The organism is Streptomyces pratensis, from assembly GCF_037137275.1.
GTDB lineage: Bacteria > Actinomycetota > Actinomycetes > Streptomycetales > Streptomycetaceae > Streptomyces > Streptomyces pratensis_B.
The window spans coordinates 40398-61810 of record NZ_JBBBEN010000083.1 but is presented as its reverse complement, the minus strand read 5'-3'; the positions used below and the strand labels follow the sequence as shown (position 1 = coordinate 61810).

The following is a 21413-nucleotide window of genomic DNA, read 5'->3' as shown; positions in this document are numbered from 1 at the left end:
CCGTCCCCGCATGACTGTGATCGTGCGTGACTTCCGGCCGTCCGACGCGGAGGCGTGGACCCGTGTCCGCCGGGCCTCGACCCCGCATATCGTGGCCACCCGCGAGCAGGTCCTCCACGACAGGGCGCACGCGCACCCCGACCGGCACTACCGGTTGCTGGTCGCGGAGGAGGACGGCGAGATCATCGGCACGGCGCAGGCCGGCATCGCCCACGACAGCGCGGAGCCGGGACAGGGGTACTTCACCCCGCACACGCTGCCCGGCCGCACCCGGCGCGGGGCGGGGTCGCTGCTGCTGAAGGCAGCGGAGGAGCACCTGGCGCATGCCGGGGCCTCGGTCCTGTACGCCTGGGTGCTGGACACGCCGGAGGGCCTCGCGTTCGCCCGCTCCCGCGGCTACCGGCCCAGCCGCTCGGCCCACTTCCTGCGCCTGGACCTCGCGGGCGGGGTCCTGCCGCCTCGTCAGGAGGTTCCGGCGGGAGTCGAACTGCGGCCCGCGACCGTCTTCGACGACGACCCGCGGCCGCTGTTCGACGCGGACGCGGAGACGACGGCTGACGAGCCGGGGGACATCCCGTACGAACTGGCGGACTACGAGGACTGGCTGTCGAACACCTGGCGCCACCCAGCGTTCGACCGGGAGTTGACGTCGGTCGTGCTGGTGGACGGCGAGGTGGCGGCGTTCAGCGCGGCCACCACCGACGGGGAGCGGACGTACGCGACCGGGATGACCGGCACCCGGCGCGCGTTCCGGGGCCGGGGGCTCGCGAAGCTGGCGAAGAACGACTCGCTGCACCGGGCGCGGGCGGCCGGGTACACGGACGCCTACACCGCCAACGACGCCGGCAACGGCCCGATGCTGGCGATCAACGAGTGGTTCGGCTACACGATCTGCGCCACGGAGGTCCGCCATGTCCGCACCCTCCCCTGAGCCCCGCGCCGCCCGCCCGGAAGACGTCGTCGTCGCCCTGGGCAAAGGCGGCCGCACCAAGATCAGGTATCCGGCGGAGCTGCTCCACGACGACGGCGTCCGCATCACCGTCCGGGCCCCGTGGGCCGCGCCCGGCGTACGGGACTTCGGCTTCGTCCGGTTCGAGCCGGGCGACGTCTTCACCGAGCACTACTGGCGTGATCGGTGGTTCGCGGTGAAAGAGGTCCGCGCGGGCGACGGCGAGCTCAAGGGCTGGTACTGCGACGTCACCCGGCCCGGCGCCCTGGCCGACGGGGTGCTGGCGGTCGAGGACCTGGACTTGGATCTGTGGGTGTCGGCGGACGGCTCGCGCATATTGCGGCTGGACGAGGACGAGTTCGGGGCGAGTGGGCTGGCGGAGCGCGACCCGGCCGCGGCCGCCGCGGCGGTACGGGCCCTGGACGAGCTGGAGCGCTTGGCCCGGACCGAGGGGCTCGCCCCGCTCTGCGGCTGATCGCCGTACGCGGCGGGCCTGCGGCGCGGTCAGGGCCGCCCGGTCCGCGGCGGGGACCGCCGGGTGGTCGAGGCCGGGGTGGAGGCGGCCAGCGGAACGGCCCGGCGGACGCCGTCCGGCTCGTACGCGATCGGGTCCCCGTCCTGGTGCCAGTGGACCAGGAAGCGCTCCCCCCTCCCGGTATCCGTCCAAGCCCGCGCGGCAGTACGCGATCATGTCGTCCGGCAGCGCGGCCAGCGGGAACCAGCCCAGCTCCGAGCACTTGTCCGGCTCCGCGTTGCGCGGCGGGCGGTCGGCGTCGTAACTCCGCGACGAAGAACCATCCCGTCCGCGCGGCGCCGGCGGCTCCCCCCGGCCGGCGCCGGCCCGTCGTCGCGCGCCGGGTCAGCCGAGCACCGAGGCGCAGGTGGTCGGGGTGGCCCGTGCAGGGTCGAGGGAGTTGGCCACTTCGTGGAAGGCGACGCGGTCGACGGTACCGATCGCCACGTGCTCGGAGAAGTCGAGCGGGCACAGGTCCTGGAGCAGCACGTTGCGTACGTTCGGCCCGTCCAGGTACTGCGTGCGGTAGGGGGTCACGACCTGGTCGTACCGGGTCGCGATGACGGTGTAGCGGACGCCGGGGACCGTGTCGCCGCCCGCGGTGAGCTTGGTGATGAAGGGGGAGCCGGCGACCTGGTCGGCGAGCCCGGGGGTCTTGTCGGTGATGAACTTCTCGACGCCCGGGAAGTGCGGCAGCAGCTTGGTGAGGCCGAGCAGCGTGGTGCCGTGGTTGTCCGGGGCGAGGCCGACGAGGGCGTTGACCTTGTCCGCGCCGCCGAGGAACTTCAGGTAGTAGTTCGGCATCATGCCGCCCTGGGAGTGGCCGACGAGGTCGGCCTCCGGGGCTCCGGTGGCGGCGAGCACCCGGTCGACGAACACGTCTAGCTGTTCGGCGGACTCGTCGATGGGGCCGAGCCCGTGGAAGAACGGCACGCCGGGAAGCTGACCGTAGTCGAGGGAGAAGACGCAGTAGCCCCGGGCGACCAGGTAGGGGGCGAGCCCCAGCCAGTTGTCGATCGCGTTCCCGAAGGTCCCGTGGACCAGGACGACGGGGCGGGGGTGGGCGGTGGAGGGCTTGCAGGAGTAGTCGTTCCAGCCCCGCGACGTGGAGGTGGCGGCGGTGGGAGCGGCCGCTGTCGCGGTCGCCGCGGGGGCGACAAGGACGGTGACGCTCAGCAGGAGGGCGGCGAGAACGCCGCGTACGCGGGGGGCGCGCATGGCGCGGGTCCAGGGCAGCATCGTGGGGACTCCTTGCGGCTCAAGGGAGGTTCGATGGCGGTGCGCCCTGCGGCCCGGACCACAGCTTTAGGTGTTCACGTCAAGTTACGCATGGGTACGGCCGGCTGGGAAGTTACGTGCCGGTAAAAAAACCGCGCGGCCTCTCCGCGGACCGCCCCGCCACCACGGCCGGCTCCGGCCGTGGTGGCGGGGGCCCGGCCCCGCGCTGCTCCCCCGCGCACGGAAGACCCGAGGGACCTTCCGCCCCGGGCATCGCGGGCAGCCGGTCCTCCCCCGCCCGGGCTCAGGCCGCGAGTCCGGCCGGCTTCACCGCATCGGGCCCGAACTTCTCCCGCAGCAGATCCGCCACCTCCTCGATCCGGCGCGCCCGCTCGTCCGCCGGATCGAAGGTGAGCTGGTGGGAGGCGCGCCCGGCGTCGCCCAGCCCCTCGGCGCGCAGCGCGATTCCCCGCACCCGGGCCCGCTGGAGCCCGAAGGACTCGTGAATCCGGTAGGCGAGCGCGGTGAGCGCGGCCGAATGCGCGGTGGGCTCCCGCAACGTCCGGCTCCGGGTCAGGGTCGCGTAACCGGTCCGGTCCGCGTACCGCACCGAGACCGCGAGCGCCCGGCACACCTGCCCCTCGCCCCGCAGCCGCGCCCCCAGCTCCTCGGTGAGCGAGAGGAGCGCGCGGCGGTGCTCACCGGGGGCCAGCTCGTCGCGCGGGAAGGAGCGTTCCGCGGCGATCGAACGGGCGGCCGCGTTCGGCTCGACCCGGCTGCGGTCGATGCCGTTGGCCCGCTCCCAGAGATCGCGCCCCGTGCGTACGCCGACGATCCGCTGGAGGGTGGCGAGGGGGGCCGCGGCGATCCGGCCGACGGAGTCCAGCCCGTAACCGCACAAGGTGCGGGCGGTCGCCGCGCCGACGCCGTCCAGGGCCGCGACCGGTAGCGGCGCGAGGAACACGGCCTCCTCGCCCCGGCCCACCACGCAGGTGCTCCCGGGCGCGGCCCGCCTGGCGGCCATCCGGGCCGCCAGGGGGCTGCCGGCTGCCCCGATCGCGCAGTCGACGCCGTGCAGGGCGAGCGCCCGGACCCGGATCAGCGAGGCCAGGCCCCGCGCGTCCCGCCCGAAGTAGCGCAGCGCGCCGCTCACGTCGGCGAGCGCCCCGTCGGGCGGGAGGGCCTCGACGACCGGGGTGAACGCGCCGAGCAGGGCGAGCAGTCCGGCGTACCCGGCGCCGTCCGGGAGCCCACCGCCCGCTCTGCGAAACCGCAGGCACAGGATGTCCGGGCCCCCCTCCCCGTCGCCGCTCATCCCGCGCTCCCCGGTGACCGGTGCCACAGCTTCCTTCCGGTGGGCGTCCCTTCGCCGGGCGGCCGGAGGTCGGCCCAGGGGTTCATCTCGTAACCGGTCTCCATCCGTATGCGGCGTCCGGGGCCGGGGTCCGGCTCTCCCTCGGTCCTCTCTTCCGGTTCTTCCTGGCCCTTCGCCGCTCCTTCGGCCAGCCGGGCCGCGACGGCGTCGAGTCCGCCGGTGCGCCGCAGTTCGGCCAGGTCCGCGAGGTTCCAGGCGGCCTCGCCGACCACGCTCAGGCTGCGCGGGCCGCGCCGCTGCACCACGCCGCGCACCAGCAGCAGCCAGGAGTGGAAGACCGTATGGGCGCAGGCGGCATGGCTGTCGTCGAAGAACGCCAGGTCGACCAGGCCCGTGCCGTCGTCCAGGGTGGTGAAGACGACCCGGCGGCCGGAGCGGATCGGCGGTGTCTGGGTGGCCGCCTTGGCTCCGGCGACCAGCACGGTCTCCCCGTGCCGGGCCTCGCGCAGCCGCTTGGCGGAGAGCGCGCCCAGCTCGTGGAGGAAAGCATGGTGATCGTCCATCAGGTGGCGTGAGACGTCCATGCTCAGCACCCCGAGTTCGGCGCTCAGCCGCTCCGCCTCGTTGAGGTCGGGCAGCCCGACGGAGCCCGTCCGGCGCCCCTCCCCCAGCGGGAGCTGGGCCCCGTGGGCCCCGGGCCGCGAGGTGCGGTGGGCGCGGTGCAGCTCGGAGAGGTGCAGCAGCAGGTCCCGGCGGTTGGCGCCGAAGGAGTCCAGCGCGCCGACCTGCGCGAGGCGCTCGGCGGCCGGGCGGCCGGGGCGGGCGCGCTGCCAGAAGTCGAGCAGGGAGGCGTAGGGCTGCCCCGCCTCGATCCGGGTGGCCTCGGCCTCACTGATGCCGTGGACGTCCGAGAGCGCCAGCCGCAGCCCCCACTTCTTCTCCCCGGCCCTCTCTCCGCCCCCATCATCAGACACCAGTTCGATTCGATGGGCGGCCGCCGACCGGTTCACGTCCAGGGGCAGCACCGGCACGCCGCGCCGCCGGGCGTCCGCGAGCAGCAGCCGCTTCGGGTACATACCGGGGTCGTGCGTGAGCAGCCCGGCGTAGAAGGCGGCCGGGTGGTGCGTCTTGAGCCAGGCCGACTGGTACGTCGGCACGGCGAAGGCGACCGCGTGCGCCTTGCAGAAACCGTAGCTGCCGAACGCCTCGATGATCTCCCAGGTCCGGGCGATCACCTCGATGCCGTAGCCCCGGGCCGCCGCGCGCTGCGCGAACCAGACCCTGATCCGGCTCTGCGACTCGGGGTGGGAGAGGCCGCGCCGCACCCGGTCCGCCTCCCCCCGGCCGCAGCCGGTCATGATGGCGACGATCTCGATGACCTGCTCGTGGAAGACGACCACGCCGTAGGTCTCGCGCAGGGGGCCTTCCAGATCGGGGTGCGGGTAGCGGATCGGCGCGCGGCCGTGCCGGGCCTCGATGAAGGGCCGGACCATGTCGGCGGCGACCGGCCCCGGCCGGAACAGCGAGATGTCGACGACCAGGTCGTGAAAGGCCGCGGGCTGGAGCCTGCCGACCAGGTCCCGCTGACCGGGCGACTCGATCTGGAAGCAGCCCAGCGTCTCGGCGCTCCTGATCAGCCGGTAGGTCTCGGGGTCGTCCGGCGGCACGGCGTCCAGGTCCACGCTCCTGCCGGAGGCGCGCTCCACCTCGGCGACGGCGTGCGCCATCGCCGACTGCATCCGCACCCCCAGCACATCGAGTTTGAGCAGACCCAGGTCCTCCACGTCCTCCTTGTCGAACTGCGCCATCGGGAAGCCCTCGCCGCTGGTGGGCATCACCGGCGTACGGTCCAGCAGCCCGGCGTCCGAGAGCAGCACTCCGCACGGGTGCATGGCGACGCCGCGCGGCAGGGCGTCGAGCCCCTCCACCAGCTCCCAGAGCCGCCCGTACCGCTCCCGGTTCCGCGCGACCTCCCTCAGCTCGGGCAACTCCTCCATCGCGGCGCGGGCGTCGCGGGCCCGGATGTGCGGGAAGGCCTTGGCGAGCCGGTCGGTCTCGGCCGGGTCCATGGAGAGCGCGGCCCCGACGTCCCGGATAGCGTGGCGCACCCGGTAGGTCTCGGGCATGGCGACGGTGGCGACGCGCTCGGGTCCGAAGCGCTGGATAATCCTGCGGTAGACGTCGAGACGGCGGGCCGACTCGACGTCGATGTCGATGTCGGGCAGCACGAAGCGGCGTTCGGACAAGAACCGCTCCATCAGCAGTCCGTGCTCGACCGGGTCCGCGTGGGCGATGCCGAGGAGATGGTTGACCAGGGAGCCGGCCCCGGAGCCGCGTGCGGTGACCCTGATCCCCATCTCCCGTACGTCGTCGACTACCTGGGCGACCGTCAGGAAGTAGGAGGCGAAGCCGTGGTGGGCGATGACGTCCAGCTCCCGGTGCATCCGCTGCCAGTAGGCGGGGTCGCGGTCGTGGCCGCGCAGCACCATCCCCGCGGCGGCCCGGGAGGCCAGCACCCGCTGGGCGGTGCGCCGGCCGGCCCCGACCAGGTGGGGCTCGGGGAAGTGGACCCCGCCCAGGCCCAGGTCGGCGGCGGGATCGACGCGGCAGGCGTCGGCGGTGCGCCGGGTCTCCGCCAGCAAGCGGGCGGCGGCGCTCCGCCCCAGACCGGCGGCGGAGGCGATCCGCTCTGCGGTCTCCCGCATCGCCTCCTCTCCCTTGAGCCAGCGCTCACCGCTGTCCAGGGGCGAGCGGCGCGGGTCGACGGGAACGAGCCGGCGGGCGGAGTCGAGCACGTCGGCGACAGGCCCCTGTCCCGGGTCCGCGTACCGGACGGCGTTGGTCAGCACGGCCCGCAGGCCCTGCTCGGCGGCGAAGCCGAGGGTGCGGGCGGCCAGCCGCAGCGACCCGGGGCCGGTGCCCGCGCGGCCGTGGTGGACGGCCTCCAGGCGCAGGTCGTCGCCGTACGCCTCCCGCCAGGGCGCGAGCAGGGCGGCGGCCCGGTCGGGGCGGCCCGCGGCGAGCGCCCGGCCCACCTCGGAGGCGGGCCCGAGCAGCACGGTCAGCCCTTCGGCGGGCAGCACGGCCCGGCCCACCCGCGGCCCGGGAGCGTCGAACGGGCCGGAGGCGACGGGCGGCCCGGAAGCGTCGGCGGCCCCGGCGCCGGCCCCCCTGGCGTGGGCCGCGGTGACGAGCCGGCACAGCTCGGCCCAGCCGCGCGCGCCGTCCCGGGCGAGGAAGGTGACCCGGGGGGCGGATTCGTCGACGAAGACGCCGCCGCGCACCGGCGTACGCGGTCGGGGCGTCCGGCCCGCGGCGGGCGGGGACGGCGCGTACGGCTCCACCGCGAGGTCCGCCCCGAAGAGCGGCCGGACCCCGGCCCCCGCCTCCCGGCAGGCCTTGGCGAAGCGGACGGCCCCGGCGAGGGTGTCGCGGTCGGTCAGCGCGAGGGCGTCCATCCCCCGCTCCGCGGCGCGCTCGGCCAGCCGTTCGGGGTGCGAGGCCCCATAACGCAGGGAGAACCCCGAAACGGTGTGCAGATGCGTGAATCCGGACATCGCACCTCCTGAACCGTTCCGTCGCTCACCACCCCGTTCTCCACCATAGACCAGTTTCGAACACTCGTACGATATCTAGTGTGCCTCCTGGCCCGCGCACCTCGTGCGCCCACGCCGAGCAGCCGGGGCGGCGGGCCGAGGGCCGGACCCGCTCCCCCTTCAGCCATTCAGCCCCGCCCCGCCTGCGCCCCCACCGCCCGGGCCGGACGGTGGGGGCATGACTTTCGTCGACGAGGTGAAGAACGCCGTCACGCCGCGGGCCGCCCTGCTCGTCATCGGTGTGCTCGGACTGCAACTGCTGTTCATCGCGTCCTACGTCGGGGCGCTGCACAACCCGAAGCCGACGGACGTCGCCTTCGGAGTGGCAGCCCCCCGGCCCATGGCCCAGCAGCTCGTCGACAGACTGGACGGGCTTCCCGGCGGGCCGCTGGACCCCCGTACGGTGAGCAGCGCCGACGAGGCTCGCGAGCAGATCATGAACCGCGACATCGACGGCGCTCTGGTCGTCTCGCCGGAGGGCCGGACCGACACGCTGCTGGTCGCCTCCGGTGGCGGAACCGCACTGGCCTCCTCGCTGGAGCGGATTCTCACCGAGGTCGACGCCTCCCAGCAGCGGACCGTGCGGACCGTGGACGTCGCCCCGGCCTCCGGCCAGGACTTCAACGGCCTCTCGTCCTTCTACCTGGTCGTCGGCTGGTGCGTGGGCGGCTACCTCTGCGCCTCGATCCTGGCGATCAGCGCCGGCGCCAAGCCCATCAACCGGCAGCGCGCGGTGATCAGGACCGGCGCCATGGCCCTGTACTCGGTGCTGGGCGGCATCGGCGGCGCGATCATCATCGGCCCGGTCCTCGGCGCGCTGCCCGGCAGCTTCTGGGGGCTGGCCGGTCTGGGCGCCCTGGTCGTCTTCGCGGTCGGCATGTTCACGCTCGCCCTGGAGGCCCTCACCGGCATCGTCGGCATCGGCCTGGCCGTCCTGATCATCGTCGTCGCGGGCAACCCGAGCGCGGGCGGCGCTTTCCCGCTGCCGATGCTCCCCGACTTCTGGCGGGCGATCGGCCCCGCCCTCCCGCCGGGGGCGGGTACCTGGACGGCCCGCTCCATCGCCTATTTCCAGGGCAACGCGGTCACCGGCCCGCTGCTGGTGCTCTCGGCCTGGGCGGTCGTCGGCACCGCCCTGACCCTGCTCGTGTCGATGCGGCGCCGGCCGGGAGCGGGGACGACAGGCGCCCCGGACGCCGCGCCGGCCCCGGGCGCCGGCGGCTCGACGGCCGTCTGAGGCCGGGCCCGTCCCCGCTGCTCGTCACCCCTTCGCTCCCACGCCCCGCCGGCCCCGCGCCCTCCTCACCGCTGCGGGGCGCGGCCCCGGCGGCGGCCCGTCCGCGAGGCCGCCCGGGGCGCCTCCGTCTCACGTCCGGTCGCCTCCCAGGGCTGCGGTGACGTCCCGGCCGCCCCAGCCGTGCTGCGGAGTGCGCCACAGGACGTGGACGCCGAAGACGTCGTGGAGGGCGGCGGCCGCCCAGTCCTCCGCCGGGGGCCCGGTCAGGACGAGGCAGAGCCGGTCGGCCTCCATGGCCAGCACGTGGTCGATCTCACGGAGACGGGCCGCTCCCGAGCGGAGGTCGGTGTAGGAGGTGAGGCCCGCGCCCAGCACCTCGTAGAGCAGACGCCCCTCGGCGGTCGCACAGGCGGCGTCGACGACCGGGTGTTCGGGCTCCGGCTGCCGGTCCGCTCGCAACAGGGCCGCCTTCAGCTCGAAGCGCACCGCCTCATGGGTCTTGCAGGTGCGGTCCGACGCGGCCGAGGCCTCCAGGAGCAGAGGGAGGCCCGCGCCCGGTCCTGCCTTCTCCGGTGCGGAGGGGACGGTGGTCGTGGTGGTCATGGCTGCGGCTTCCTCGGGCTCGGACGACATGGACGGCGGGGGCGGCCCGGACGGGGACGCTTCGGATGACTCGGGCGGCTCGGGTGCTTCCGGCGGCTCGGGAGCCGCGGGCCGGTGCGCGGGGGGCTCGGCCTTTGTCGCGGGGACGGCAGCGGCGCGGATGCGCCCCTCCACGGTCCGCCGGGCCCCGGCCAGGTCCTCGGCCCAGCCGCTGAGCTCCAGTTCGGCCCGGAACCGGTCCAGGTCCGGCGTGCCGGAGGCCGGGACGCGGCCGGTGGCGGCGAGGTCGCGCAGGGCGTTCAGACGCGCTCTGTCCGGGGAGCCGAGGACGCGCCAGACGTCCAGCCAGTCGTGCTGGTCACGGCGCAGACAGCGGTTGGCCATACCCTTGAGCTCCGAGAGCCGGGGGCGGACATCGTCCGGAACGTTCCCGCCGGCCAGTTCCTCGACGACCTTGAGCGCGGCCGCGTAGCGCGGAGCCATGGTGGGCGAGATGGGGCTGCGGCCGCGTCCGTCGACCGTGACGAAGCTGACGCCGGAGACGTGGCGGAGCACCCAGGCGTCCAGCTCCGCGCCCACGGCGGGCGGCGCGGAACCGTGGCGCACCGCCATGAGCAGGGGGCGGTCCGTGGTGGGCGAGACGGCCTCGACCCGGTAGTTGCCGCCGGTGGTGTGGCCCACCACCCGGACCCGGATGTCCGAGCCGATCTCCGGGACGTCGCTCTCCGCCGCCGGAGCGGGTTCGGCGCCGGCGGCGCGCGGCCGCGGTTTCGTCGGCTCGCCGGTGTCCGTCAGGGCGGCGGGCAGCGGCGCGGTGTGCAGGACGGTCAGGCTCTGGGTGCTCCGGGTCAGCGCGATGTAGAGCTGGCGCAGCCCGGAGGGGCCCCGGTCGGCGATGGTGGCGGGTTCGACGACGAGCACGTGGTCGTACTCCATGCCCTTGACCTGGCGGGCGGCCAGGACGGACACCGCTGCCCGCTCCTGCTCCGTGATCCCGTCGGCGGCGTCCAGGTGCCGGCGGATCTCGTCGAGCCAGCCGGAGTCGTCGGGCACGATGACGGCCACGGAGCGCAGCGTGCGTCCGTCGCTGCTGCCGACGAGGCGGACGGCCTGGGCGACGGTGTCGCCGAGCAGCTTCCACGGCGCGGTCGCGACCGTCCGCACGGCGTCCGCTCCGGCCTCCCGCACCGCCCGCGGGTAGGGGAGCGAGGGGGCGACCGCGCGGGCCAGCGGGGCGACGAACTCCATGATCTCGGCGGGGACGCGGTAACTGGTGTTCAGCTCCTCGACGCGCCAGTCGCCGTGGTCGGACAGGAGCGTGCCCAGCCGGTCCCATCCGGAGTACGGATACGGGCCGGTGGCCTGGGCGAGGTCGCCGAGCACGGTCATCGAGCCGCCTCGCGCGACGCGGCGGCGCAGAGCGCGGGCCTGCATGGGGGTGAGGTCCTGGGCCTCGTCGACGACGATGTGGCCGTAGCGGCGCGGGGGCTCGCCGGTGATGAGGTGGCGGAGCTCCTCCAGACAGACCCGGTCGTCCAGGGTCCACGGGTCGTCCTCCGCCCGGTCGGCCCGGGGGCGGTGCAGCGCGGCCCGCTCCTCCTCGTCGAGGATGCCGTCGGAGCAGGCGCGCAGCAGCTCGGGCGAGTCGTAGAGGCTCCGCAGGGCTTCGCGAGCGCCGGGCGAGGGCCAGGCGCGGTCGAGGAGGCGCTCCACCTGCCGGTTGCGTTCCAGGCTGCGGCGGATCGTGCCGTCCGCGCCGCGCCGCGGGGCCAGGGCGGCCAGTTCTCCGAGGAGCCGGTCGACGAGCAGGCTGCGGAAGCGGTCGCGGCGCTCGCGGTGGGCCCCCTCCCCGCCACGAGCCTCCTCGAACAGGGCGTGGACCTCCGTACGGGGAACGCGCAGCGTCGTGCTGCCCGCGGTGACGGTGAAGGCCGGCTCTTCGCCCTCGAAGGAGGGAGCGGCGAGGAGGCCGTCGATGGCCTCCGGGCGGCACTCGTGCTCGACGCGACGCCGCAGGACGGCCGACATCCGCTCGTCGGACTTCACCAGCCGCGCCTGCGGGGTGTCGTCGCCGGGCGCCTCGCCGTCCCACAGGCGGGAGAGCTGCACGGCGTTGACGTCGCGGGTACCCAGCGTGGGCAGGACCTGGCCGACGTAGTCGAGGAACCGCTGGTGCGGTCCGATGACGAGGATGTCCGGGGCCTTGAAGTGGTCGTTGTTGACGAGCCAGGTCACCCGGTGCAGCCCGACGGCGGACTTTCCCGTGCCCGGCCCGCCCTGCACGACGAGGATGTCGGAGGGGGAGCCGGTGACCAGGTCCATCTGGTCGCGGCGGATGGTTTCGACGATGTCCCGCATGCGGCCGCTGCGGGAGCGCTGGAGTTCACGGAGCAGGAAGTCGTCGGGCTGGAGCGGTTCGCGGCGCCGCCTCCGGGCGGTCTCGGCGGGGGCAGGGGCCGGCGGGCGGCCTCCCGGCGCGGCGCCCGCCTCCTCCACCGCCGCTCCTTCGTCGCCGGAGGGCTCCGGCACGGCGGTGTCGTCCCCGGCCGGCCGGGGCGCCGGCACGGCCGGCAGCACGGGAGGGGTGGGGGCCGGGACAGCGGGCGCGATGTCGTCGAAGTAGTCCTCGACGACGCGCTGCACACAGCGCAGCTGCCGCCGCAGGGTGATGTCGCCGGGCGCCTGGGGCCGCACCGCGGCCCACTTCGTCGCCAGCGGGCTGGTCCACAGCACGACGACGGTGTCCCGGGTCCGGACGTCGGAGACGGCACGCCGTCCGATGTACCAGGGCCGGGGCTCGCTCCCCGGCTCGTCCGGCGCGTCCACGCGTCCGGTGACCAGTGACTCGCCGCCGAGTCCGTCGTACGCCGCCGCCTTCTCCTGCGCGTCGAGCCGGTTGGCGATGCCGTCCTTGTTGCTGGCGGCGGCTGTGGCCGCCGCCGTCCCGGTCATCTCGGCGAGCCGCTCTGCGTAGCAGTCGTACGCGCGGTCCACGGCCTTCTGCTCATCGGCGATGACCTGATCGCGTGTGGTGGTGTTCATCTGCTGTCCCTCCCTGGCGGCGTCCGGCGGAACGTCGCTGCGGGTATGCACCCGCAGCGCCAACTTAACCACCGAAAGAGGGCCCCGTGACTGCCGGTCAGAACACCGGGCCGGCGGTGGCCGCGGACGGCTCCTGCCATCGGCGGGCACCCGTCGCGCCGCTGCCCGGCCTGCCGCTCACCCGTACCGCGACGCCCGGGCGGACAAGCGGGAGCCCCCGCCCGGAGTTCCGGGCGGGGGCTCGCGTCAGGAATACGTCTGGCCCGTCGACGGGGCCGGTCAGTACACGGCGACGCCGTACGCGCTCAGCGCCTCTGTGACCGGCTGGAAGAAGGTCGTACCGCCGGTGCGGCAGTTGCCGCTGCCGCCCGAGGTGAGACCGATCGCCCGGGTGCCGGAGTACAGCGGGCCGCCGGAGTCGCCGGGCTCGGCGCACACGTTGGTGCGGATCATGCCGTAGACGACGTCGCCGCCCCCGTAGTTGACGGTGGCGTTGAGCCCGGTGACCGAACCGCCGTGGGTGCCGGTGGTGGAGCCCCGGCGGGTGACGGACATTCCGACGGTGGCGTTGGCGGCGCTGGTGATGTCCTGGCCGCCGACCGTGCCGTCCTTGGGAATGGTGCTGTTGGTGTAACGCACGATGCCGTAGTCGTTGTTCGGGAAGCTGGACCCGGCGGTCGTGCCGAGCACGGTGGTGCGGCCGGAGTTCGCCCACCAGGTGCTCGCGCCGTCGGTGCAGTGACCGGCGGTCAGGAAGTAGTAGGTGCTGCCACTGCGGACGTTGAAGCCGAGCGAGCAGCGCCCGGTGTTCGAGTAGATCGCGTCGCCGCCGGAGATCAGCTTGCTGAACTTCCCGGGCGTGCGCTCGATGCGCAGGGCGTCGGCGTTGGCGCCGGCCGACTTCTTGATCCGGTTGATCTCCGCCTGCGAGACCGTGCTGTCCACGGTGACGACCAGGCGCTTGGACTGCGGGTCGATGTTCCAGGCGGTTCCCGCGATGTCGGCTTCGAGTACGGCGTCGCTCGCCGCGTTCAGCTGGGTGGCGCTGAACGTGCCGACGGTCTCCGCGCTGGCGGTGGGGATGGCGAGCGCCGCGACGGCGGCGAGCCCCGCGAGAACGGCCGTGGTACGGACGCGTCCGGCGGTCTTGGGGCTGGTGGTGCGCTTGATCCTCACTTCGGGTTCCTCCGAGGGGAATCGGGGGCCCTCCTGTGGGGTGGCGGGCCCGTGAGGCGCCGTCAGAGGCGGTCCGGATTCCGGATTTGCCGTGCCCCTGACAATCGCTGACGGGAGTATCGAGGCGGCCGGACAGGCCGCGCAAGCGCATCTTTCAGCCACACGGGGTCCCGTACGCCCATCGACCCCCGGCAGCCGCTGGGGCCGCCGGGGGCCGCAGGGCCCTCGCGCGCCTCAGGCGTCGATCCTGTTCCGCTCCCCCGCCGGGACGGGCGCCGGCAGGGTGTTGCCCGGGGGCGGGAAGGGGCAGATGAAGTGATCGGCGAAGGCGCACGGCGGCAGCAGCGCGCGGTTGAAGTCGACGCTGACGCCGCCGTCGTCGTCGGGGGCCTCGGGGCGCAGGAAGCGGAAGCGGTAACTGCTCTTTCCGCTGGTGGCGTCGGCGAAGACGGCCCACAGCGAGCCGTCCGGCTCGATGGCGGCCTGGAGTGTGCACGCGACCCCGTCCACCGTGAAGGCGATCTCCCCGCCCAGCCCGAGGCCTCGCTCGACGCCGTCGGCGTTGGCCACCCGCACGGACCGGCCCTCCCCGTACGGGCGGAAGGTCCCCGGCAGCGTCCAGCGGGGGTCGTGGGCGGTGGCCTCGATGGTCGAGAAGGCGTGCCGTGCCGGTGAGCCCGGGTCGAAGTCGCGTACGGCCCAGAGGCCTTCACGGCGGAGCACCATCAGTCGCCGGTCCCCCCGCGCGACCCGGGAGGCGTCGACGGGTCCGCGGTCCGCGCCGAGCCGGACCTCCCCGGTCAGCGGCTCGCCGTCGACGAGGACGCCGTCCTGGGCGACGGCCGTGAGCACCACCCCGTCGCCGTCCTCGCGCCAGTGGCCGGGTACGGCCGGAATTAGCCCTTCCGGGTAGTCGGAGAGCCAGTGGGTCCCCGTCAGGGAGAGCGGGCCGTACGGGGCGGCGACCGCGACGATGCGCCCCTCGTGCCACCGCTGCCACTCCCGCGCGGCGTCCTGCTCCTGGTGCTGTGCGTCCGTGCTCATGCGGCCACCCTTCCACACCGGCCCGCGGGGGACGGCGTACGGCGGAGAGACGCTCCGGGGCCGGGAGCCCGCCGGGCGGTCCGCCGCCGAGCCGCCGCCAACCGCCGCACCGCGGGCGGCTCAGCAGTCGCAGCCGCAGGAGTCGCCGCAACAGCAGCAGCCCTCTCCGCAGGTGCCGCAGCAGTCGCACGCCTCGCAGCAGTTCCCGCAGTCGCACTGGCCGCACAGGCCGTCGCGCCGCTCCCTGCTCCAGGGGTCCTCGAAGCTCCCGCAGCACATCTGGCAGGTACAGGCGAGCCCGGCCCAGACCAGGCAGCCGGCGATCAGCCCCCGGCGGTCGCGGGGCGGCCGGGGGCCGGGCGGCGGGGCGGCCGGGCCGCCGGGAGCGTACGGGGCGCCGGGAGCCGGCCCGAAGGCGCCCCGGGCCTCCCCGCCCTCCCGGCGCCCCTGGTGCGCACAGGAGGAGGAGCCGAACGCCCGGTCGACCGAGCGCCGCAGTTCATGGACGAGCAGCACATGGACGAGCGCGGCGTCGGCGAACTCCACCTCACGCAGTGTCAGCCGTATGCCGTGCAGCGCGTCGTCGCACAGCCGGCGGGCCTCCGCGAGCGGGGCGCCGGTGGCCGCGAGCGGGTTCCAGGCTCCCGACGCGGCGTCGGCCTCGCGGTCCTCCACGGCGTCCAGCAGATGGGCGAGCCGCCCGAAGAGCCGGCCGGCCTCCGCGAGCGGCGCGGCGTTCCGCGGCCTGCCCGCGAGCACGGCGGTGTGGGCGAAGGCGGCGGCGGTGGCCGTCTCTGTGGGCTCGGTGACCGTCAGCAGCGAGGCGCCGGGGCCGGCGAGCGCCTCGATCCCGACCTGCCGGTCGACCGCGTCGACCAGCAGAGCGGTGTCGAAGCCGAGGGCCGCACCGGTCCGGGCGCCCGCCCGGTCCCACCCCGCCGCCACCCGGCGCGCGGCGGCCGCGACCGGGCGGCGCCCCAACACCCCGTCCCGGTCGGCGACGTGGTCGCGGACCTTGGCAGAGGCCAGGACGAGCGAGACGGCGGCGGCCAGCCTGGCCCCCTCGCCCCGGGCGACCGACGCCGTGCGCATGGCCCGCAGCGGGCAGGGTCCGGCGGTTCGGCGGCCGGCGGGGGTGCGGCCCTCCTGAGCCTCCGTCAACACAGAGACGATCAGACCGTCATAGTTCGTGACGATCCGTGCGAACTGCCCATGATCCGCCCTCAGGGCGAGGCAGAGACCGCAGAGATGAGCCGTCCACGCGCTCCGGAGCCCCTCGGAGAGCCGGTGCGTACAGGGCCTGACGATTCCGAACACGACGATCCCCCGGGAGCCGTTCAGCCGGTACGCGACGTCCGCGCGCCGGAGCGCCGTGCATCGTATCGAGTGACCCGTTCACTCGTACGTCCCCTCCGTCACCCGTACGGTCCGGAGCATCACATTTTTCCTGCCGCTCCCCGCCATGCAGGGACGAAGCCTGACGAAGCGCCACATTTTCTGCACCAGTACCGTCACGAACCGCCTGCACGCCGACTATCCACTTGGCGCGGAATCCGCATCATGCACGACGATGGGGATACGAAAGAGATGCGGAACGCCAAGGAACCGCGGTGAGAGGAGGCGTCCATGGGATCGGTGCGCAAGGCGAGTGCCTGGCTGGGTCTCGTAGAGGACAACGACGAGCGGTACTACGACGACGAGTACGCCGAGGGAACGGAGACGGGCACCGGCAACCAGGCCTGGGTCACCGACCCGCGGGTGCAGGTGGCCGCGGAGGCTGCCGAGGAGCAGGACCGCCGGATCGCCACGGTGACCCCGGACAGCTTCCGGGACGCGCGGGCCATCGGCGAGCTGTTCAGGGACGGCGTCCCGGTGATCGTCAACCTCACGGCCATGGACCCCGCCGACGCCAAGCGCGTGGTGGACTTCGCCGCCGGGCTGATCTTCGGTCTGCGCGGCTCGATCGACCGGGTGGCCACCCGGGTGTTCCTGCTGTCCCCCGCCGACACCCAGGTGCTGGCGGGTGAAGCCGCCGGCCGCAGGACCGACGGCTTCTTCAACCAGAGCTGAGCGGGGCGCTCGCCGGACAGGTCCGGCTCAACGCGTCCGGTCGACGCGCCCCCCGGCGCGTCCGTTCACCGGAAGGCGTCGAGACCGGTGAGCGCCTTGCCCAGCACCAGCTGGTGCATCTCCGCGGTGCCCTCGTAGGTGAGCACCGACTCCAGATTTGTGGCGTGCCGCATCACCGGGTACTCCAGCGAGATCCCGTTGGCCCCCAGGATCGTTCGCGCGGTGCGGCAGATCTCGATCGCCTCCCGCACGTTGTTGAGCTTGCCGAAGCTGATCTGCTCCGGCCTCAGACGCCCCGCGTCCATCCGGCGGCCCAGGTGGTGGGCGAGCAGGATGCCCTTGTGCAGCTCGACGGCCATGTCCGCCAGTTTGGCCTGGGTGAGCTGGAAACCGCCGATCGGCCGGCCGAACTGCTCCCGGCTCTTCGCGTAGTCGAGGGCGGACTCGAAGCTGGCCCGCGCGGCCCCCATGGCCCCCCAGACGATGCCGTAGCGCGCGTGGCTCAGACAGCTGAGCGGACCGCGCAGCCCGACGGCCCCCGGGAGCACCGCGTCGGCGGGCAGGCGGACGTCGTCCATGACCAGTTCGCTGGTGACCGAGGCACGCAGCGACCACTTGTGCCGGATCTCGGGAGCACGGAAGCCCGGGACGCCGGCCGGCACGAGGAAGCCCCGGATGCCCCCGCCCGCGTCGCTCGCGTCGGTCTGCGCCCAGACGACGGCGACCCCCGCGACGGAGCCGTTGGTGATCCACATCTTGCGGCCGGTGAGGACCCAGTCCTCACCGTCGCGTCTGGCGTAGGTCCGCATCCCCGCGGGGTCGGAGCCGTGGTCCGGCTCGGTGAGGCCGAAGCAGCCGATGATCTCGCCCGCCGCCATGCCGGGCAGCCAGCGCTGCTTCTGCTGCTCTGAGCCGAAGCGGTGGATGGCGTACATGGCGAGCGAGCCCTGTACGGAGACGAGCGAGCGGATGCCGGAGTCGGCCGCCTCCAGCTCCAGGCAGGCCAGGCCGTACTGGACGGCGCTCGCCCCGGCGCAGCCGTAACCGTCGAGGGACATGCCGAGCGCGCCCAGGCCGCCGAGTTCGCGCGCCAGTTCGCGGATGCCGGGCAGCTCGCCCTTCTCGTACCACTGGGCGATATGCGGCAGGACCCGGTCCGCGGCCCACGAGCGGACGGTGTCGCGGATCGCCAGGTCGTCGGGGCCGAGCAGATCGTCGGCGCCGAGGGGGTCAGAGGCGTCGAACGGCGGCAGCTTCGACGGCTTCGCGGACTCGGTGCTGGACATGGGGGTGCCTCCGGCGGCTCGCACGGTGCTCGGAGGTCCGGGGGACGCCCGCGGCCTCCGAAAACTATCAGTGGTAGTCAGGGCGTCGTGCTGACGTTACGGCTCAGTGTGCCGCTCGTCCAGAGCCGGCCGCCCCGGCAGGCTCGCGCCGCGCCGACAGCGCCGGACGGGGGGACGACCGGTCCCGGCCGGCCGCTCGGACGGCCTCGTGGACCGCGGCCTCGCCGCGGAGGCAGGGCTCATCGGCGCCCTCGCCGTCCATGGCCTTCGGCAGCCGCAGGGCGGCGAGGGCGCCGAGCAGCAGGAGCCCGGCGCTGACGAACAGTGTGATGTGGAGTCCGCCGATGAACGCGTGCCGGGCCGTGGAGCGCAGCAGGTCGCCCATCGGGCCGCCGAGCTGGGCGGCGACCTGGTAGGCCTCGCCCAGGGAGTGGGCGGCCTCCGCCCCCGCACGGGCGGGCACGCCCTGGTCCGTCAGGGCGGCGAGGCCGGGCGCGTAGGCGGCGTTCATGACGCTGCCGAGCAGCGCGATGCCGAGGCCCGCGCCCAACTGGTAGGAGGTCTCGCCGATCGCCGCCGCACCGCCCGCCCGCTCCGGCGGGGCGTCGCTGAGCATCGATTCGTACGCGCCGAAGAGCGTCGTCTGCAGCCCGAAGCCGAGCAGGACGAACGCGGTGGTGAGCAGGGCGGGCCGGTCGTGCTGGCCCATGGAGGTGAGCAGCAGCACCGAGGAGGCGGTCAGGACGAAGCCGCAGCCCACCATGCGGCGCGGGCCGACGCGGCGCAGGACGTACGAGCCGGCGGCGCCGGCGGCCATCGCGGCGAACGTCAGCGGCAGCAGTCGCAGCCCCGTCTCCAGCGGGCTGAGCCCCAGCACCAGCTGGAGGTACTGGACGGCGATCAGCTGGAGGCCCACCAGGGCCAGCATCGCGAGGACGATGCAGCCGACGGCGGTACTGAAGGCCGGGCGGGCGAACATGGAGATGTCGATCAGCGGATGCGTGCGGCGCTTCTGGCGGCGCACGAACAGGGCCAGGAGCGCCAGGCCGAGGGCCAGCGGGGCGAACGAGAGCGGGTCCACGAGATCCGCGCCGCCGCCGAGCCGTTTGACTCCGAGAACGACGCAGAGGACCCCCGCCGCCGCGGTCAGCGCTCCCAGCACGTCCCACGGACCGTCGCCGCCGCCGCGCGACTCGGGCAGCAGCCAGCGGGCCAGAGGCAGGATCACGGCCATCAGCGGGATGTTGATCAGGAAGACCGAGCCCCACCAGAAGTGCTCGACCAGGAAGCCGCCGACGACCGGCCCGGTCGCGGCCCCGACCGCGGCGACCGCGGTCCACACCCCGATGGCGAGCGCCCGCTCCCGGCGGTCGGGAAAGACCTGGCGCAGGATCGACAGCGTGGCGGGCATGATCATCGCGCCGCCGACGCCCAGCAGGGCGCGGGCCGCTATGAGGACGGCGGGGGCGCCGGCCGTGGCGGCGAGCGCGGAGGCGACGCCGAACAGGGCGTAGCCGAGCAGCAGCACCCGCCGCCTGCCGATCCGGTCGCCCAGCGTGCCGAAGAGGATGAGCAGCGAGGCGCAGACGAGCGGGTAGGCGTCCACGATCCAGAGCAGTCCCGCGCCGCTGGGGCGCAGGTCCTCCGTGAGCGAGGGCACGGCGACGTGGAGGACGGTCGCGTCCAGGGCGACGACCAGGAGGCTGAGGCAGAGGACCACCAGGACGACCCAGCGGTTGGCCTCGGCGGCGTGGCGCAGCCGGACTCCGGCCGTGGTCGTCCCGGACATCTGTGTACCTCCCGAAGAGTCCCTCGCGCTCGGCGGACCGGCGGTGACGCGGGGGACGCGTCCCAGGGGGGCCCGGCGTCGACGGGCGAGCGAGCCGTCAGCGTACGCGAGTTCGGTGCGGTTCCACGTGGTCCACCTCATACACCCGTACGCCGCACGGTGTGGTGTACGCCACGCCGGTCCTGGTCAGCGGCCTCGCCCGGGAAGGCCCGAGGTCCGCCGGCGCCGCGGCCGCGAGCGGCCCCCGGCGCCGTCCGGCGCGACGGCGCGCGGCCCCCTCGAATGGCGGGGGCAATTCCCGGGGATTCCCGAACGCGCAATTATCCGAAAGATCAAACATGCTTCCGAACGCAACCGGCGGACTATTGGGCTCAAGATCATGAGCATTCTGCTCCGCACCCGGAAAAGTCGCCGTTCCGAGACGAAGTCCACATCACATCGTCATCACAAAGCGGCCGGATTGGCCTGCACGCTCACTCACTCGCTGTAACGTCGATTGCGTGCGTACCGACATCTTTGCCCGCCTGGACCGGGAGCCGGAACCGCCGAAGATAGAAGCGCCGCGGATGAGCCGTCACCGCATCGCCCTCTTCGGCGGGACGTTGGCGTTCTATCTCGCCATCGTGTCCGCGGTGCTCGTCACGTCCTGGCTGGTGGCCCTGGACTGGAAGGTCATGCTGTTCCGGCCCTACCAGCAGTGGCCCGAACTGCACGCCTTCCTCGACTACTACGTCGTGCTCGGGCAGCGCGGGCCCACCGCGGTGATGGTCGCCTGCTGGCTGGGCTGGCGCTCCTGGCGCCAGCACACGCTCCGGCCCCTGCTCGTCCTCGGCACGTCCCTGCTGCTGCTCAACGTGACGGTGGGCGCGGTCAAGCTCGGGCTGGGACGGCTGGGGCCGCACTACGCGACGCAGATCGGCTCGGCCGAGATGTTCGCCGGCGGCGATATATTTCCCTCCGGTCACACCGCCAACGCCGTGGTGACCTGGGGAATCCTCGCCTACCTGGCCACCACGCCACGCGCCAGGCGCTATCTGTCCGCGCTCTCCGCCACGGTCTCGCTGGGCGTCGGGCTCACCACCGTCTACATCGGTACGCACTGGCTCAGCGACGTCCTGCTGGGCTGGGCGGCCGGGCTGCTCATCCTGCTGGCCCTGCCCTGGTTCGAACCGCTGATCGCCCGTACCGAAGCCTGGGTCTTCGCGCTGCGCGAGCAGTGGCGGGCACGCCGGGCCGGCGCGCGCCCCGGGCCCGCGACAGGGATCGGGCCGCAGCCCGTGCTGCTTCCGCAGCCGGCCGGGACCGAGAGCATCACCGCCGAGCCCGCGGGCCCCCCGGCCGGACCGGTCCTCACCGGGGCCCATCCCGCGCCCGGGGCCAGGGCGCGGGCCCACACGCGCCCTGGCGGCGCTCCGGCCGCCGCCCCGGCCGGCGTCCGCCGGCCGCCGCCGCACACCGAACGCGGCCCCCGGGCGGCCGGCAGCCCGGCCCGCCCGATGACGGGCGGCTGAGGCCGCTCCCCCGCGCCACGGGGGGCGGTAGGCACGTCCGCTCCCCGTACGCCGAAGGCCCCG

14 protein-coding genes and 1 pseudogene are annotated in these 21413 nt (G+C 74.2%); 5 read left to right on the top strand and 10 right to left on the bottom strand.

What is annotated here, in order from left to right; translation table 11 throughout:
• Positions 1-10 precede the first annotated feature (10 nt).
• Together V9U70_RS11175 and V9U70_RS11170 are read left to right on the top strand one after the other, a co-directional pair.
• Positions 11-931 carry a GNAT family N-acetyltransferase gene (locus V9U70_RS11175; protein ID WP_336674359.1) on the top strand — a complete coding sequence of 307 codons (921 nt, stop codon included), beginning with the start codon at positions 11-13 and terminating at the stop codon, positions 929-931.
• On the top strand, positions 912-1424 hold the full coding sequence (locus V9U70_RS11170) for a ribonuclease FAU-1 family protein (RefSeq protein ID WP_336674358.1): 513 nt from the start codon (positions 912-914) through the stop codon (positions 1422-1424). Before V9U70_RS11175 ends, V9U70_RS11170 begins: the two co-directional genes overlap by 20 nt.
• A 29-nt stretch (positions 1425-1453) precedes the next feature.
• On the opposite strand, the pseudogene V9U70_RS11165 reads toward V9U70_RS11170, so the two are convergent.
• From V9U70_RS11165 to V9U70_RS11150, 4 genes and pseudogenes are all read right to left on the bottom strand, one after another.
• Positions 1454-1773, bottom strand: a pseudogene (locus V9U70_RS11165) (NUDIX hydrolase); the annotation flags it as partial.
• Positions 1774-1808: 35 nt separating this feature from the next.
• The gene (locus tag V9U70_RS11160; protein ID WP_336674357.1) at positions 1809-2702 is read right to left on the bottom strand and encodes an esterase/lipase family protein; all 894 of its coding nucleotides are present in this window, start codon (positions 2700-2702) and stop codon (positions 1809-1811) included.
• Positions 2703-2985: 283 nt separating this feature from the next.
• Complete coding sequence (locus V9U70_RS11155) at positions 2986-3996, bottom strand: DNA polymerase Y family protein (protein WP_336674356.1); 1011 nt, start codon at positions 3994-3996, stop codon at positions 2986-2988.
• Positions 3993-7553: a DNA polymerase III subunit alpha gene (locus tag V9U70_RS11150; protein WP_336674355.1), complete on the bottom strand. Its 3561-nt coding sequence runs from the start codon at positions 7551-7553 to the stop codon at positions 3993-3995. Before V9U70_RS11150 ends, V9U70_RS11155 begins: the two co-directional genes overlap by 4 nt.
• A gap of 217 nt (positions 7554-7770) precedes the next feature.
• Between V9U70_RS11150 and V9U70_RS11145 the strand changes: the two genes are divergently transcribed.
• Positions 7771-8829, top strand: coding sequence for a DUF3533 domain-containing protein (locus V9U70_RS11145; RefSeq protein WP_336674354.1), 1059 nt, complete (start codon positions 7771-7773; stop codon positions 8827-8829).
• A 129-nt stretch (positions 8830-8958) separates the two neighbouring features.
• Here V9U70_RS11145 and V9U70_RS11140 read toward each other — a convergent pair whose 3' ends face one another.
• The 4 genes from V9U70_RS11140 to V9U70_RS11125 form a co-directional block, all read right to left on the bottom strand.
• Positions 8959-12474 (bottom strand): HelD family protein, encoded by a 3516-nt coding sequence (locus tag V9U70_RS11140; RefSeq protein WP_336674353.1) that lies wholly within the window; start codon positions 12472-12474, stop codon positions 8959-8961.
• 279 nt (positions 12475-12753) lie between these two features.
• On the bottom strand, positions 12754-13650 hold the full coding sequence (locus tag V9U70_RS11135) for a S1 family peptidase (RefSeq protein WP_336674352.1): 897 nt from the start codon (positions 13648-13650) through the stop codon (positions 12754-12756).
• Between the two features lie 234 nt (positions 13651-13884).
• Positions 13885-14694 carry a DUF1684 domain-containing protein gene (locus V9U70_RS11130; RefSeq protein WP_336674351.1) on the bottom strand — a complete coding sequence of 270 codons (810 nt, stop codon included), beginning with the start codon at positions 14692-14694 and terminating at the stop codon, positions 13885-13887.
• Between the two features lie 120 nt (positions 14695-14814).
• A complete protein-coding gene (locus tag V9U70_RS11125; protein WP_336674350.1) occupies positions 14815-16011 on the bottom strand; it encodes a DUF5685 family protein in 1197 nt (398 codons plus the stop codon).
• A 309-nt stretch (positions 16012-16320) separates the two neighbouring features.
• Between V9U70_RS11125 and V9U70_RS11120 the strand changes: the two genes are divergently transcribed.
• The gene (locus V9U70_RS11120) at positions 16321-16764 is read left to right on the top strand and encodes a cell division protein SepF (protein ID WP_336674349.1); all 444 of its coding nucleotides are present in this window, start codon (positions 16321-16323) and stop codon (positions 16762-16764) included.
• 65 nt (positions 16765-16829) lie between these two features.
• Here the strand turns inward: V9U70_RS11120 and V9U70_RS11115 are convergent, their stop codons facing one another.
• On the bottom strand, positions 16830-18050 hold the full coding sequence (locus tag V9U70_RS11115) for an acyl-CoA dehydrogenase family protein (protein ID WP_336674348.1): 1221 nt from the start codon (positions 18048-18050) through the stop codon (positions 16830-16832).
• 103 nt (positions 18051-18153) lie between these two features.
• Positions 18154-19839 (bottom strand): MFS transporter, encoded by a 1686-nt coding sequence (locus V9U70_RS11110; RefSeq protein WP_336674347.1) that lies wholly within the window; start codon positions 19837-19839, stop codon positions 18154-18156.
• A gap of 500 nt (positions 19840-20339) precedes the next feature.
• Here V9U70_RS11110 and V9U70_RS11105 point away from each other — a divergent pair, with 500 nt between their 5' ends.
• Complete coding sequence (locus tag V9U70_RS11105) at positions 20340-21350, top strand: phosphatase PAP2 family protein (RefSeq protein ID WP_336674346.1); 1011 nt, start codon at positions 20340-20342, stop codon at positions 21348-21350.
• Positions 21351-21413 lie beyond the last annotated feature (63 nt).